The following is a 14,417-nucleotide window of genomic DNA, read 5'->3' on the forward strand; positions in this document are numbered from 1 at the left end:
CTTCGCCGAATGTCGCATCAGCTCATCCAGATCATCAGCGCCGGCGGCCTGATCGCGATTTTCCTGACCATGGCCGCGGAAAGTGCGGGCATCCCGATTTCCAGCGAGATCGTCGTTCCCCTTGGAGGCGCACTGGCCTCGCAGGGCAAGCTCTCGTTCATCGGGGTCGTCATTGCCGCGACCGCCGGCAACCTCCTGGGATCGCTGGTCGCCTACTTGCTGGTCAAGCGCTACGGCGAAACGTTGATCCTCGGGCCGGGCCGGCGCGTGGGTCTCACCGCCGGGCATCTCCGACTGGCGAACCGGTTCTTCGAGCGCTGGGGCCTGTTGGCGGTCTTCGCCGGGCGCCTCCTACCGGTTATCCGCACCTACATCTCGTTCCCGGCGGGGCTCTCGCGCATCACTGTCGTGCCCTTCACCCTGGCGACGCTGCTCGGCGCGATCCCCTGGAATCTCGCCCTGGCCTACGCCGGCTTCAAGCTGGGCCAGAATTACGAGCGGGTTGCGAGCGCCCTCGGTCCGTTCACCATCCCGATCGCGATCCTTGTGCTACTCGCCGTCGTGGCGGCCTACTACTACGGGCGGCGAATCGGGGAGGCCGAGGCTGCCTAACGGACGGCGGAGACGACCTCCTTGTCCAGCCCGGGATACTTCTGGAACTCCGCCGCGCGTTCCTGCCGGAGACGTTCCACCCAGCGGCGGTACTCGTCGGCGCGCCCGCTCCGCTGGTATAGCCGCTTTGGTTGCAGCAACTCGATATCGTCGATGCCGGGGACGGCTTCGGCAACTTCGTAGCCGAAGTCCGCATCCGGCGTCCACGTGATGGTGCCTTCGGCGATCGCTTTGACGATCGCGCTCGACGCCGCGATGGTGACCTTTTTGCTGTTCGGGCTCCCCTCCCCGCCACCGACGTTGCCCGTGTTCATCAGGTAGACCTCGAACGGGCGCGACCGGTGCAGTTCCAAGAAACGGTTGCCCTGCTGCTCGTGACGAAGCGGAAAGAACGGATTGGTCCCCGGGACCCGCAGCGCCTTTCCCATCTCGTCCTTGCCGCCGGCTGAGGTTCCCTGCGTCTCACCGAGCATGAAGTAGGCGGCGGCGTGCGCTGAGTCGAGCCTGGCCACGCCCGGAATGATGTTGTCATTGCGATTCAGGATCAGCAGGGCGTCGACCGGGCCGATGTTGCGCGCATCTTCAACCCAGCCCAGCGCGGACAGCTCAAACGTCGCACGGCCATTCTGCGTGTAGCTCGTGTCGAAAAAGTCGACCGCCTCTTCGCCTTCCTTCTGCGACACGTTTTCCAGGTATGCATCCCGCTTGGTTATGGCGCCATAGATGGTCGGCTCGTGTTTCGGGTCCAGACCAAAGGTCTTGGCAAAGCAGCCGTTCTCCGTGCCATAGATCTTTCCCTGCGGCATCAGGGCGACGAAGTCGTCCTGGACCGGCTTGGAATTGTTCTGTCTAGTGAACGTGGTGGTCGTCTTGCCGGTGCCACTGAGGCCGACGATCAAGAACACGCGCTGCTGGTTGCCTACCGGGACCACTTTGCAGCCGGCATGGAGGGCGAGGCCGCCGGCGTCGTAGACCTTCTTGTTCCACATGCGAAGGCCGCCTTTCTTCGACTCGCCGAAATAGTCGGAGTTGATCACCCGGGTGATGCCGGCCTCGAGGTCGACGAAGATCGCACGATCGTTCGGATAGCCCGGCGCCGTCAGGTTCGGCGTGTCGATGATGGTGATCTCGGGCTGAACGCCATGCCCATTTCGCGGGTAGTAGAGGTGACGCTGCATCCCGGCGACATTCGCGTTGCGAGCCTCGATGATGAGCCGGGCCGGCGTCTGGAATTTTGCCTCGTTGCCGATGTAGCCGTCGACGACGACCATTTCCTGGCTGCGGATGTAGTCGTCCTGGATCCTGGCCCACTTGTGCCCCTCGTCGGGCGTCACGGTTTGCGCCGTGTGCTCCTGGGGGCGGTCGGTGACGATGTAGGTGCTCTTGGTACTGCGGGAGTCGACGCGCGCATGGACGTTGTAGTTGTCGTAAATGGTGTGCCGTGCGTTAGGCATGTTCGCGGTCAACGCTCGCAACTCTTCGCCGGTCGGGTTGTCGATCAGACGCTTGGACTCCGGGATATACCCGCTGTGGATCTCGATGGTCACTGACTCACAGGATACCGGGAAAGGCCGCGCCGACCTAAAGGCCCATGATGCCGACGAGCTCCTTGACCGAGTCGGCGGATCGCTGCAGTGCGGCACGCTCATCTTCGGTGAGGTCGAGCTGGACGACCTCTTCCGCGCCGGCCGCCCCGAGCTTGACCGGAACGCCGACGAAGAGGTCGCGGATGCCGTATTCCCCTTCCAGGCGCACGGCGCAGGGGAGGATCTGCTTGCGGTCGAGCATGATCGCGTCGACCATCTCGGCGACCGCCGCCGAGGGCGCGTAGTAGGCACTGCCCGACTTCAGCAGGTTGACGATCTCGGCTCCGCCGTCGCGAGTGCGCTTGACGATGGCCTCGATGCGGTCCGGCTTGATCAGTTTGCTGATCGGGATGCCGGCGACCGTGCACATCCGCGCCAGCGGCACCATGGTGTCTCCATGGCCACCGAGGACGTAGGCCTGCACGTCCCGCACCGACACCTTGAGCTCCTGCGCGATGAAGCTGCGAAACCGCGCCGTGTCGAGGACGCCCGCCATCCCGATGACCCGCGCGCGCGGGAATTTGCTGACCTCGTAGGCCAGCTGTGCCATCGCATCGAGCGGGTTGCTGACGACGATCAGAATGGCGTCAGGTGATCGGCGCACGAGCTCCTGCGTGACGCCTCGGACGATGTTCTGGTTGGTCTTGACCAGATCGTCCCGAGACATGCCCGGCTTGCGTGGGACACCGGAGGTGATCACGCAGACGCTCGAGCCTGCCGTCTCCTCATAGCCGTTGGTGCCAACGATCCTGGAGTCGTAGCCAACGATCGGCCCGGCCTCGAGCATGTCGAGCGCTTTTCCCTGCGGCAGGCCTTCGACGATGTCGACCAGGACGATGTCGGCATAGCCGCGCTCGGCGAGGCGCTGCGCCAGGGTCGCGCCCACGTTGCCGGCGCCGACCACCGTGATCTTGGAACGAGCCATCCGCCCGCTACCGTAGCAAATCGACGACAGCCGTCGTTACACTCCCCGGGAATGGCGGGGAATCAGCGAGCCCTGGCGTGGGAAGGCGAGCGTCGCCTCCTGAGAACGTTGCACGAGTCGGCGGCGCGCAAGCATCTGTCGTGGCGGAGCATGCTCGTGCTCAGTTCGTTCTGGTTCGCGATTGCCTACACGATGCAGCCGCTGGGCGGCAACATCATCCCCCTGCTCGTCGCGCGCTTCACCCATCCGATGACCGCGCACCTTGGGCCGATCGCGTTCCCCGTCGATGTCAACACCTACGTCTCCCTGCTCGACACCATCGGCGCCGCGTTCGCGATCGTCTGGCAACCGGCGATCGGCGCGATCAGCGACAACAGTCGCTTCGAGCTCGGCCGCCGTCGGCCATTCATCGCCATCGGCGTCGTCGGCGACGTCATCTTCCTGACGCTGATCGCGTTCGTCACCTCGTTCTGGGCCCTGCTCCTCGTCTACGCCGCCTTCCAGATCGCCTCCAACACGGCCCAGGGCCCCTACCAGGGGATGCTGCCCGACCAGGTTCCGGCCGACCAGCGCGGGGAGGCTTCCGGCTACTACGGCTTGATGAACATGGTGGGCACGATCGTGGGTTTCCTGGTGGTTGGCGCGCTGCTGATCCCGACCGGCAACCTCAAGCTCGCCATCCTGACGCTGCCGGCCATCATCGCCATCGCTGGGGCACTCGTGATCTTCGGCGTGCCCGATCGGCGGCGCACCGCCGCATCGAGTCAGCGACTGGGCCGCTCGATCCTACTCAGCGTCGCCATCGACGCCAGGCGGTACCGCGACTTCGCCTGGTTGATGGTCTCTCGGCTCTTCTTCCTGATGGCGCCAGTGGCGATCGGCACCTACGCCTTCAACTTCATCCGTTACACCTTCCATTACTCGGAGGGAAAGGCGTCCCTCTACGCCAGCGCCTTGCAGGCAACCATCCTCATCTTCGCGGCGATGCTGTGCATGACCGCGGGTTTCCTCGCCGAACGCTACGGCAAGAAGCGGTTGATCGCGGCCGCCTGCCTGATCGGCGCCCTGGGCTCGATGCTGCTCATCTTCGCGCCCAGCCTGCCGTGGATTCTGGGCTTCGGCCTGATCGTTGGCATCTCCCTCGGCACTTTCCTTTCCGTCGACTGGGCCTTCATGACCGACCTGATCCCCAAAGCCGAGGCGGGTCGCTACATGGGTGTCTCGAATATCGCAACCGCCAGCGCGGGCCTGATTGCGCGCCCGATCCTCGGGCCCATCATCGACGCCTTCGACAACAACCGCACGAGCGCGGTCGGCTATCGCGTGATGTTCGGCATCGTCACCGGCTTCTTCTTGATCGCGCTGCTGACCCTGCAGCCGGTGCGCGAGATCAAGGTCGAGTAGCGGTCAGTCGAGGGCCGGGAGGCTGACGTCGACCTCGGTGCCCTTGCCTTCGGCGCTCTTCACGTCGATCTCACCCTTGTGCGCGTCCACGATCCATTTGGCGATCGCGAGGCCGAGACCGGTGCCGCCGCTCTCGCGCGTCCGCGCCTTATCCGCCCGGTAGAAGCGCTCGAAGATATGGGGCAGGTCTCCACTGGGGATGCCCTCGCCGGTGTCGCTCACGGTGACATGGGCGCGGCCGTTCTGGCGCACCACGCCGACCAACACCTCCCCGCCAGCGGGCGTGTGGGTCAGGGCATTGTCGATCAGGATCAGCAAAAGCTGACGAACCCGGACCAGGTCGGCGTCCACGCGAACGCCACCGTTGAGATCCGGGCGAAGCTGGACGCCGCGCTCCTCCGCCAGCGGTGTCGCCTGGACGATCAGCCCCTTGACGACCTCGTTGAGCTCCATCGGCCGGGGGTCGAGCCGCAGTTGTCTGGCGTCGGCCAGGGCCAGCGTGGTCAGATCGCCCACGATCCGGTTCAACTGTTCGACCTCCTCGACGATGCTCTTGGCATATACGCGGGATGTCCCATTGGAGCGCCGCAGCCAGGCCTCGACGTTGGTCCGGATCAGGGTGAGCGGCGTGCGCAGCTCGTGCGACGCGTCCGCCACGAATTCTCGCTGGCGCTGGAAGGCACGACCGATGGGGCGGAGGGAGCGAGTCGCCATCAGCAACGAGGCGAGCGCGCCTAGCACGATCCCGATGGCCGACGCCAGCACGAGCTGCCGCACCAGCCGAGAGAGCGCGTCACCAACCCAGGAGTTCGGTTGCGCCACCTGCAAGACGCCGACGACCTTCTTTGACTTCGCCAGGATGGGGCGGGTATCGACCATGTAGAGCTCGCTGCCGCTGGAGACCTGCGTCTCACTCTGTTGGCCGGCGTTGGCCGCGGCGATCGGCGCCGTGAGGCTCGGGTTGTTGAAGAGCTTTTTGAGCTCGGCGCGCGGTTGGCTGACTTCCTGGCCCTTGGGGTCGAGCACGCGCACGAACACCTCGGCGACGCTGGGGGTGAGGAGCGCCTGGGCGGTCACGCTCACCGTGTCCCCGGTGACGGTCACGTTGCTCAGCGCCTGCGTCACGGCCGAGCGGAGATCTTTGTCGGCTTTGGCGTGCAGGGCCTCTGAGACCGTGACGTAGACGATCAGATCAAAGCATCCAAGGATCAGAATGAGCAGCACGAAATACTGTGCGGCGAGGCGCGCCAGCGCGCCCCGGAACATCATCCCGACAGCCGGTACCCGACCCCATACACCGTCTGGATGAGCTTCGGGGAGCGGCCCTCATCGATCTTGTCGCGCAGGTACGAGATGTAGACCGCGACGCGGTTGGTCGTGCCTTCGAAGTTGTAGTCCCAGACGCGCTCCGCGATCTGCGCCTGTGTCAGCACCTGGTTGGGATGGCGCATCAAGAACTCGAGCAGGGCGAACTCGCGTGCCGTCAACTCGATCGGCGTGTCCCCCCGCCGGACCTGGTGCGTCTTCAGATCGAGCACCAGATCGGCCACCTGCAACCGATTGGCGTGGCCATTCTTTTGCTCCCTCCGCATGAGGGCCCGCAGTCGGGCGAGGAGTTCCTCGAACGCGAAGGGCTTCGGCAGGTAGTCGTCCGCACCGGCGTCAAGGCCCGCGACACGGTCATGGATCTGGCTGCGCGCCGTCAGCATGATGACCGGCGTTTGAATGCGGTTCTGGCGCAGCCAGCGGCACACCTCGATGCCGTCCTTCTTCGGAATCATCAGATCGAGGATGATGGCGTCGTAACGCGCGGTTTCCGCCAGTTCCTGGGCCCGTTCACCGTCGGCGGCGATGTCAACGGCGTACCGCTCGTCCTCCAGGAGCTGCTTGAGCAGCGTCGAGAGCTTGCGCTCGTCCTCGACGAGGAGGAGGTTCATGGGGATATGTCCCAGTGTAGCGGGTCGCCAGCCGGATGTAGGCGACCGCCAAACCCCCCGACGAGCGCGAGCTTAAACGGCGACCGAGGAGACGGTGGGGACGCGCTGCGCGGCCAGCTCGGCGGCCGTGAGCAGGTGGTTACCCGAGATCCGGGAGCCGCTGTCGACGAAGCGTCCGAGACTGGCACGGGCCCGGCGGACGTTCCAGCCCAGGATGTCGCAGTATTCGACAAAGGTCTCCCCGGCAAAGAATCGCTCCGATTCGCAGCGATAGGTCTCCACGCTGAGGTCCGCGACCGCCTGCCAGATCACCCGGGTCAAGAGTGACTGGACGGCCTCCAGAGGGATATCCGGTTCCGTTGCGCCCTTTCTCATCCCTTCCTCCGATCGAACGCCGCCACCACGGCCGCTTGCCGTGCCATTTGAATGATGGTTTCGCTAATTTAACAAGTGATACCGATAATGTCAATCGCCTAAGGCTGGGGTGTTCATGTGCGGCGGCCTGACGCTGCCCGAAGGGGCAGCCGTGCTGGGGTTGTCGGTTCGCCAACTGAAGCGATTGAAGCGCCGATATCGGCAACGGGGGCCGGCCAGCCTAAGGCTGGGGTTCTTGCAGTTCAGGGATCGCCCCTAACGCTGGGCCACTTCCCTGCAGCGGGATGTCCCAATAGGCCGGCGGCCTTGACGCCACGACTGACGGGTGTCAGTCGCCTGGTGACACTGGACGGGAGCAACGCCACGTGGGGGATCCGTTCGAGGTGCTCCGCGATCGGCCAGAGGTCGATCTCTGCCGTCATCCAATGGAGCCGGTCGAAGCGAGTCAGGTTGACGGGGCGTCCGTATCCGCGAAGGGTCCGCTCGCCATCCAGATTGAAGTAGTGCTCGAAATACGACATGGCCAGCTCGCGCAGGGTTCGGTAGACCGGTTCCCGGTTGCGCAGGCCGGTGAACTTGCTCGTGCCGATCGCGCCCCAGAGCCGGCGCCACCGATAGACCGCAATCACGTGGTCCTCGTCGTGCACCGCGGTGAGATCCATGATCAGCGGCGGGGCACCCTGGACTCGCAGCGCGGCGGCCGCCAGCACGGCGCCCTCGATGCAGTTGGCCGTCTGGTCGCGCAGGACGCGCCGCGGCGAGCGGAAGGTTTCCCCGTCGTCTTCGGTGTTGTACGGGATCTCGTCGAGGAACCGCTGGATCTTCGAGGGTGTGTCGAGGCGCCGGCGGAAGGTCGCCCGCTCCTTCGCCGTCAGCTCAGCGAGGGGACGGGGCATGGTTGGGGCGGCGGGGTTTCGCTCGCGGGCCGGCTATGGCAGAATCTGTAGTTCGACGCGGCTGTGGTGAAATCGGTAAACACGCCAGGTTCAGGGCCTGGTGGGCGCAAGCCCTTGAAGGTTCAAGTCCTTTCAGCCGCATACCCCCCAACTTTCGCGCGCGCTTATCGCCCCACCTCGCGGTACCAGTCGCTGACGTAGGCGTACCGCTCCTCCGGCTCGATGGCCGAATCAAGGCGTACCCCACGGATGCGGCGGTTGACAGCCATCACGTACCGTGGGCTGTAGAGAAAGACCGCCGGAATCTCCTTGGCAAAATCCTCCTGGAACGTGGCATAAGCCTTGGCCCGGGCCGTCAGGTCGAGTGTGTTACGACCGTCCTCGAGGTCGCCGTCGATGAAGACGTTCTTCTTCATGCCCGCGAAGTTGAAGCCGCCTGGGTGGGCCTGGGAGGAGTGCCAGAAGGAGTAGACGTCGGGATCAGGTCCATTGTCGAAGGCCGTGAGCGTCATGTCGAAGGTCCGCGGGTTGAGGTAGTCGTGAATCAAGGAGGCTGTGGTGACGGGACGCACCTCGGCGACGATCCCCACTTGCGACAGCTGACTGGCCACCTTCTCGGCCACCCGTTCGTAGGGCGGGACGTCGCTCGACACCGTCAAGCCGAAGCTGAGGCTGGTGGTGCCCTTGGTGCGGATGCCGTTGACCAGGGTCCACCCTGCGTCGTCGAGCAGCTTCGCGGCGGCGATCTGGTCGTAGGCGGGCTGCTGGGCCGCGCTGTCATAGGCCCACGTGATCGAACGCGGGATCGGCGAGTCGTCGGGCACGGCCTGGCCGCCGAGGACATCCCGGATGATCGCAGTCCGGTCGATCGCCTTCGCGATCGCCTGCCTGACCCGGACGTCCTGGAAGTAGGGCTCGTCGGTTTTCAGGTTGAAGATCAGCTCTGCATATTGATAGGTCGAGCTCGCGAGAACCTTGACCTGCGTGTTCGCCTGCTCCTGGGCGGTACCGGACGGCGTCAGATTGGCCAGACCATCGATCTGGCCACGGTCGAGCGCATCTAACGCCGCCGCCTGGGACGGGAAGCTGCGGATGGTGACGGATTCGAGCCAGGGCCGGCGCCAGGCAAACGGATTGCGTTCCAACTGGATCCGGTCCCCCTGCGTTGACACCATCCGAAAAGGCCCGGTGCCGACCGGGTTCAGATTGGGAGAAGCCGAAGCGAGCTCGGCCATGGCCTTGCCCGCGAGCAGGTGTGCTGGCACGATGTCGAGCAGCTCGAGGTTTGCCAGGAATCCCGCGTTGTGGCCGGGAAGCGCGAAGCGAACGTGGCCCGGGTCGACCGCCGTGGCGATGATGTCCTTCCAGCTCTGGTTGAGTAGCGCGCCCGGGAATTGCGGATCCTGGACGGTCCGAACCGTAAAGACGACGTCATCGGCGGTGAGGGGGGTGCCGTCCGACCAGCGCGCATCCGGGCGCAAGGTGAAGATATAGCTGCGCCCATCCGGGCTGACTTCCCAATGTGAGGCCAGCCGTCCCTGGACCGTGCCGGTTGGTAAGACGCGGACGAGCGGCTCGAAGAGCAGGGCATCGAGGTCGTTGGGCCCGGCCGTGGCCTCGCCAAAGAGTGGGTTCAGCGATCCGACCAGGCCGACCACGCCCTCCACGTAGGTGCCGCCGGGTCGGGGCGCCTCGGGTGACAGGATGACGCCACGAAAAACCAGGACCAGAATCGTCAGCAGCGCGCTCAGCGGCACGCCCACCCCGAGGGCGAGCAGTCCGCGCCGGATCAACCGACTCGGATGTAGACGACGGAGACCACCACGAAGAGGACGACCAGTCCGATCGTGGCATAGAACAGGTTCTTTTCCAGTCCGCGCTTCGTGCGGTAGCCACCGCCCGAATCTCCGCCGCCACCGATGGTGCCGCCCAGCCCGCTCGCCTTGGGCGTCTGGAGCAACACACCCAGCATGACAAGGAGGGCCAGGACGAGTTCGACGATACCGAGGAAGGATTTCATTGAGGCCGAAGCCGCTGAATTATACCGCCAATTCTCCGCCAGCCCGGCCGGATGGCTGGCGTTGACATATACACAAATATGTAGTAGCATGCCGGACGTGTACGGCCCGACCCGCTGCCTCCGGTTGCCCCTCCTCCTCCTGGCGCTGCTGGCTGCCTCCTGTGCGCCGGGCCGTACCGCCCCTCCGACGGGCGCCGCCCTTGCCCTCCCGGCGGTCCCCGTGGCGCCGATCAGCAGCGGGGCCGACCGGCTGGTCCCGCTGCCCGACGGCGCAGCCGCCTTTGCGGCGATCATCGAGGCGCTGAGCCACGCGCGCCGCTCGATCGATCTCGAGCTCTACGAGTTCCAGCGACCGGATCTCGCCCTCATGCTGCTTGACGCCCGCGACCGTGGCGTGACGGTGACCGCCATCAAGGATCCATCGGAGCGGAGCAGTCGAACCATCTGGGCCCAGCTCGAACAAGGGGGCGTGAGGGTGGTGGCCTTCCCCCTGGAGCGCCTCACGATCGACCACGTAAAGCTGCTGATCGTCGACAGGACCCGTGCCATCGTCGGCGGTATCAACTGGGGCACGCACTCGTCGACGAACCACGACTTCGATGTGCTGGCGTCCGGCCCCGTCGTGGACAACCTCGAGCGCGTCTTCACGCAGGACCTTGCGCTGGCGGGTGAGCCGACCATCATTCCATCCCCTGCCGCCGACCGGGCCGTTCAGGTGTTGACGACCCGTCCCGGTGACGGGATCAGGGCGGCCGCGCTCGCCGCGATCGGCGCCGCCCACCAGTCGATCGATATCGAGATGTTCGTCTTGAGCGATCGCCTGGTCCTGGAGGCGCTGGTGGCGGCAGCGCGTCGTGGTGTGCATCTCCGCATCCTGCTGGACCCGACCCAGCCGCAAAATGCCGCCGTCTTCGCGCAATTGCAGCCGGCGGGCGCCACGGTCCGCTTCTACCGGCAGGCGGGCGATGAGCTGCTGCACGCCAAGCTCGGGATCTTCGACGGCGGGGTGGTTCTCTTCGGTAGCTGCAACTGGTCACGCTCCGGGTTCACGCGCAACCATGAGCTCGACCTCCTGCTCAGCGAGCCGACGCTGGCGCGGACCTTTCTCAGCCGGCTCGAACAGGACTGGGCGGAGTCCCAGCAACCGTGAGGTCGTCACCAGACATGGCACGGGGCACGTCGAGCCCGACCAGGGGCAACAGCGTGGGCGCCACATCGCCCAACTTGCCGCCGTCGCGGAGCCCCTGGACCCCTCGCGCGCCGGCGAGAATGAGCGGCACGGGGCTCGTGGTATGGGCGGTCAGGGGCGCGCCGGTTGCGCGATCGACCTTCAATTCGGCGTTCCCGTGGTCCGCCGTGATGGCCAGGATGCCGCCACTGCCCAGCACGGGGCCGACGATCCGACCGAGCATGGCATCGACGACCTCGACCGCCTTCACCGTCGCGGGGAAGACCCCCGTGTGGCCCACCATGTCCGGGTTGGCGAAGTTGACGACCAGGAATCGGTAGTCGCCTTTATCGAGCCGCCGCAGGAGCTCGTCGGTGACCCCAACCGCACTCATCTCCGGCTGCAGGTCGTAGGTTGCCACCCTCGGCGACGGGACCAGCAGCCGGTCCTCGCCCGAAAACGCAACCTCACGTCCGCCGTTCAGGAAGTAGGTCACGTGGGCGTACTTCTCGGTCTCGGCGATGTGGAGTTGCCGCCACCCCGCCTGTGAGACGACCTCGGCCACGACCTGGCGGAGCGGCTCGTCGCGGAACGCTACCTCCGCGGGGAGGCCGGCCTCGTACTCGGTGAACGTCACGAAGTGCGCGAGCTTCGGTCGACGGTTGCGCTCGAAATGCGGCCAGCGCTCATCCAGGATGGCGTGGCTCAGCTGGCGTGCCCGGTCGGGCCGGAAGTTGAAAAAGATCACGCTGTCGCCGTCGGCCATCGGCGGAGGCGGGGGCTGGCCGTGGGGCACGATGCGGGTCGGCACGATGAATTCGTCGGTGACGCCGGCGCCGTAGCTCTGCTCGATCAAGGCCACCGGGTCCGTGGCCGTCGGCCCGGTCGCCTCGACCACGGTTCGATAGGCGCGCTCGGTCCGCTCCCAGCGTTTGTCGCGGTCCATCGCGTAGTAACGGCCGCTCACCGAGGCCACCGTGCCGGTGCCGATCGTGCGGACGCGCTCGACAAGCTCCGCCATGTAATCGGCGGCGCTCGTGGGGGGCTCGTCGCGGCCATCGGTGAAGGCATGCACGGACACGCGAGGTACACCCAGTGAATGCGCCATCTCGAGCAGCGCATACAGGTGTTGGGTGGAGCTGTGAACGCCGCCAGGAGAGACGAGCCCCATCAGGTGCAGCGCCGGACCGGCCGCCGCGGACTGCGTCGCAGCGCGCAGCACCGGGTTGGTGAGAAAGCTGCCGTCCTGGATCGCGCGGTTGATCCGGGTCAGGTCCTGGTAGACGATGCGGCCGGCGCCGATGTTCAGGTGGCCGACCTCCGAGTTGCCCTGCTGGCCCTTTGGCAGCCCAACGGGCTCGCCGGCCGCCGCAAGCGTCGTGTGCGGCCATCGCGTCCAGAGCGCATCCCAGTTGGGCGTCTTCGCTGCGGCAATCGCGTTCCCGAACGGATCGGTGCGGTATCCCCAGCCATCGATGATGACGAGCACGAGCGCGCGTCCCGGCGCTCCGTCCGCGCTCACGCCGACGGCACTACCTCAGCGGCGGCGCGCACGATCTCCGTGAAATCGGCCTCCTTCAGGCTGGCGCCTCCCACCAGGGCACCGTCGATCTCGGGCTGTTCCATCAGGGTCCGCGCGTTGGCCGACGTCACGCTGCCCCCATAGAGGATGCGCATCTCTGCGGCGAGCCGCGGGAACTTGTCGGCAAGCAGGGTGCGAATCAGGCCCATGGTCTCGTTCGCGTATTCCGGTGTGGCCGCCTTCCCGGTGCCGATCGCCCACACCGGCTCATAGGCGATCGTCAGGTCGGTGGCGCGCTCGACCGTAATGCCGTAGAGCGCAGCGCTCAGCTGACGCGTGATGACCTCCCGGGTCCGTCCAAGCTCGTGCTCCTCGAGGGTCTCACCCACGGCAAGGATGACCTTCAGCTTGTTGCGCTGCGCCACTTGCAGTTTTCGGTTGAGCTGTTCATCGGTTTCATTGAACAACTGGCGCCGCTCCGAGTGCCCGATCAGCAGGTAGTGGCACCACCCCGCCAGCATCTTCGGCGAAATCTCACCGGTGAACGGTCCCTGGTCTTCCCACGACGCGTTCTGTGCGCCGACCTCGATCGGGCAACCGCGAAGCAGGTTCGCGATCTCCCAGAGCATCAGCGACGGCGGCAGGACCACGACGTCCTCGCGGTTCGCGAATGGCTCGAGCGCATGCCGAAGACGCAGTGCGTACTCCAGGCCTTCGGGGACGGTGAAATGCATTTTCCAGTTGCCGGCGATCAGTGGCTTGCGCATCGACTCAGACGGCACTCCGGTCCAGTAGCACGGCGATTCCGGGCAGGATCTTGCCTTCGAGGAACTCGAGGGTGGCGCCGCCCCCCGTCGAGACGAACGACATCCGCTCCGCCAGCTGCTGTTTCTGCAGCGCCGCGACGAGATCCCCGCCACCGACGATGGTTTCGGCGTCGCTTCCCGCGAGCCCCTGCGCTAAGGCATCGGTGCCGTGATCGAACGGCGGGACCTCATAGACGCCGAGCGGGCCGTTCCAGACGACCGCCGCCGCGCCGTCGCAGGTCTGCAGGAAGCGCTCGACCGTCATGGGTCCGACATCGAGCACCTTCATATCGGCAGGCACGGCGTCGATCGGGACGGTTTTCACCGTGACGCCCGGTTTCGCCTCGGAGGCCACGACGGCGTCGAGCGGCAGGACGAGCGTCGCCCCCGATGCCAGGAGCGAACGCGCGACCTCCAGCTGGTCGTCCTCGACCAGCGAGCGGCCCATCTCCAGACCTTTCGCTTTTAAGAACGTACAGGCCATCGCGCCACCGATGCAGAGGCGATCGACGCGTCCCAGCAGGCTGCGGACAACACCGATCTTCGTGGAGATTTTGGAGCCGCCGATGATGGCGACCAGCGGATGGGGCGGGTTCGTCATGATCCGCCCCAGCGTCTTGATCTCGCGCTCCATCAGCAGCCCGGCCACCGCCGGCAGAAATTGGGCGACACCCACCGTCGAGGCGTGGGCGCGGTGCGCCGTGCCGAAGGCGTCATTGACGTAGAGCTCGCCGAGGGCGGCCAGCTGCTTCGCGAAGGTCGGGTCATTTTTCGTCTCACCTGCGTGGAAGCGGACATTCTCCAGCATCACGATCTCGCGGTCCTGCATCGCCCCCACACCGGCTTCGACCGCCGGGCCAATGCAGTCGTCGAGGTGGCGCACCGGACGAACCATCAGCTCACCGAGCCGCTGCGCCAGCGGGGTGGTCCGATACGCCTCATCGACCTGGCCGTCCGGCCGGCCGAGGTGCGTAATCAAGATCACACGCGCGCTGCGTTCGACCAGGTTCTGAATGGTCGGGATCGCCTCCCGGATCCGGGTATCGTCGACGATCTGGCCGGACTCGATCGGGACGTTGAAATCGACTCGCACGAGCACGCGTTTTCCGGCGACGTCCACGTCGCGAATCGTGGCTTTTTGGAGCGTGCCGGCCTGGCTGACGTCG

General features: G+C 65.8%; 14 protein-coding genes and 1 tRNA gene. 4 read left to right on the forward strand and 11 right to left on the reverse strand.

The features are described from left to right. The first annotated feature begins 9 nt into the window (after positions 1–9). Entirely contained in the window at positions 10–612 is a 603-nt protein-coding gene (locus tag VHK65_11895) for a DedA family protein (GenBank protein HVS06848.1), read from the forward strand. On the opposite strand, the gene VHK65_11900 is transcribed toward VHK65_11895, so the two are convergent. Next, positions 609–2,159, reverse strand: a complete 1,551-nt coding sequence (locus tag VHK65_11900) for a phosphoenolpyruvate carboxykinase (GenBank protein ID HVS06849.1) — start codon at positions 2,157–2,159, stop codon at positions 609–611. The two genes, VHK65_11895 and VHK65_11900, sit on opposite strands and share 4 nt — an antisense overlap. A 34-nt stretch (positions 2,160–2,193) precedes the next feature. Beyond that, positions 2,194–3,123, reverse strand: coding sequence for a malate dehydrogenase (mdh, locus tag VHK65_11905; GenBank protein ID HVS06850.1), 930 nt, complete (start codon positions 3,121–3,123; stop codon positions 2,194–2,196). Between the two features lie 51 nt (positions 3,124–3,174). Between mdh and VHK65_11910 the strand changes: the two genes are divergently transcribed. Continuing rightward, the gene (locus tag VHK65_11910; GenBank protein ID HVS06851.1) at positions 3,175–4,527 is read left to right on the forward strand and encodes an MFS transporter; all 1,353 of its coding nucleotides are present in this window, start codon (positions 3,175–3,177) and stop codon (positions 4,525–4,527) included. A gap of 3 nt (positions 4,528–4,530) precedes the next feature. Here the strand turns inward: VHK65_11910 and VHK65_11915 are convergent, their stop codons facing one another. The 4 genes from VHK65_11915 to VHK65_11930 form a co-directional block, all read right to left on the reverse strand. Next, the gene (locus tag VHK65_11915) at positions 4,531–5,796 is read right to left on the reverse strand and encodes an ATP-binding protein (GenBank protein HVS06852.1); all 1,266 of its coding nucleotides are present in this window, start codon (positions 5,794–5,796) and stop codon (positions 4,531–4,533) included. Next, positions 5,793–6,464 carry a response regulator transcription factor gene (locus VHK65_11920; protein HVS06853.1) on the reverse strand — a complete coding sequence of 224 codons (672 nt, stop codon included), beginning with the start codon at positions 6,462–6,464 and terminating at the stop codon, positions 5,793–5,795. The genes VHK65_11915 and VHK65_11920 overlap by 4 nt, the downstream gene beginning before the upstream one ends. 72 nt (positions 6,465–6,536) lie before the next feature. Continuing rightward, positions 6,537–6,839 carry a hypothetical protein gene (locus VHK65_11925; protein ID HVS06854.1) on the reverse strand — a complete coding sequence of 101 codons (303 nt, stop codon included), beginning with the start codon at positions 6,837–6,839 and terminating at the stop codon, positions 6,537–6,539. 242 nt (positions 6,840–7,081) lie between these two features. After that, positions 7,082–7,735, reverse strand: coding sequence for a hypothetical protein (locus VHK65_11930; GenBank protein ID HVS06855.1), 654 nt, complete (start codon positions 7,733–7,735; stop codon positions 7,082–7,084). 57 nt (positions 7,736–7,792) lie between these two features. On the opposite strand from VHK65_11930, the gene VHK65_11935 reads away from it, so the two are divergent. Next, positions 7,793–7,876 (forward strand) — tRNA-Leu (locus tag VHK65_11935). A 23-nt stretch (positions 7,877–7,899) separates the two neighbouring features. Here the strand turns inward: VHK65_11935 and VHK65_11940 are convergent. Beyond that, a complete protein-coding gene (locus tag VHK65_11940; protein ID HVS06856.1) occupies positions 7,900–9,528 on the reverse strand; it encodes an ABC transporter substrate-binding protein in 1,629 nt (542 codons plus the stop codon). After that, positions 9,525–9,755: a preprotein translocase subunit SecG gene (gene secG, locus VHK65_11945; protein ID HVS06857.1), complete on the reverse strand. Its 231-nt coding sequence runs from the start codon at positions 9,753–9,755 to the stop codon at positions 9,525–9,527. Before secG ends, VHK65_11940 begins: the two co-directional genes overlap by 4 nt. Before the next feature lie 97 nt (positions 9,756–9,852). Here secG and VHK65_11950 point away from each other — a divergent pair, with 97 nt between their 5' ends. Beyond that, the gene (locus VHK65_11950) at positions 9,853–10,905 is read left to right on the forward strand and encodes a phosphatidylserine/phosphatidylglycerophosphate/cardiolipin synthase family protein (GenBank protein ID HVS06858.1); all 1,053 of its coding nucleotides are present in this window, start codon (positions 9,853–9,855) and stop codon (positions 10,903–10,905) included. On the opposite strand, the gene gpmI is transcribed toward VHK65_11950, so the two are convergent. The 3 genes from gpmI to VHK65_11965 are packed head-to-tail and all read right to left on the reverse strand — an operon-like array spanning position 10,862 to position 14,371. Continuing rightward, positions 10,862–12,445 (reverse strand): 2,3-bisphosphoglycerate-independent phosphoglycerate mutase, encoded by a 1,584-nt coding sequence (gene gpmI, locus VHK65_11955; GenBank protein HVS06859.1) that lies wholly within the window; start codon positions 12,443–12,445, stop codon positions 10,862–10,864. The genes VHK65_11950 and gpmI overlap by 44 nt on opposite strands. Next, positions 12,442–13,227: a triose-phosphate isomerase gene (gene tpiA, locus VHK65_11960; GenBank protein ID HVS06860.1), complete on the reverse strand. Its 786-nt coding sequence runs from the start codon at positions 13,225–13,227 to the stop codon at positions 12,442–12,444. Before tpiA ends, gpmI begins: the two co-directional genes overlap by 4 nt. Then, complete coding sequence (locus VHK65_11965) at positions 13,217–14,371, reverse strand: phosphoglycerate kinase (protein ID HVS06861.1); 1,155 nt, start codon at positions 14,369–14,371, stop codon at positions 13,217–13,219. Before VHK65_11965 ends, tpiA begins: the two co-directional genes overlap by 11 nt. Positions 14,372–14,417: the final 46 nt, after the last annotated feature.

The organism is Candidatus Dormiibacterota bacterium (assembly GCA_035544955.1).
In the GTDB taxonomy this organism is placed as follows: domain Bacteria; phylum Chloroflexota; class Dormibacteria; order CF-121; family CF-121; genus CF-13.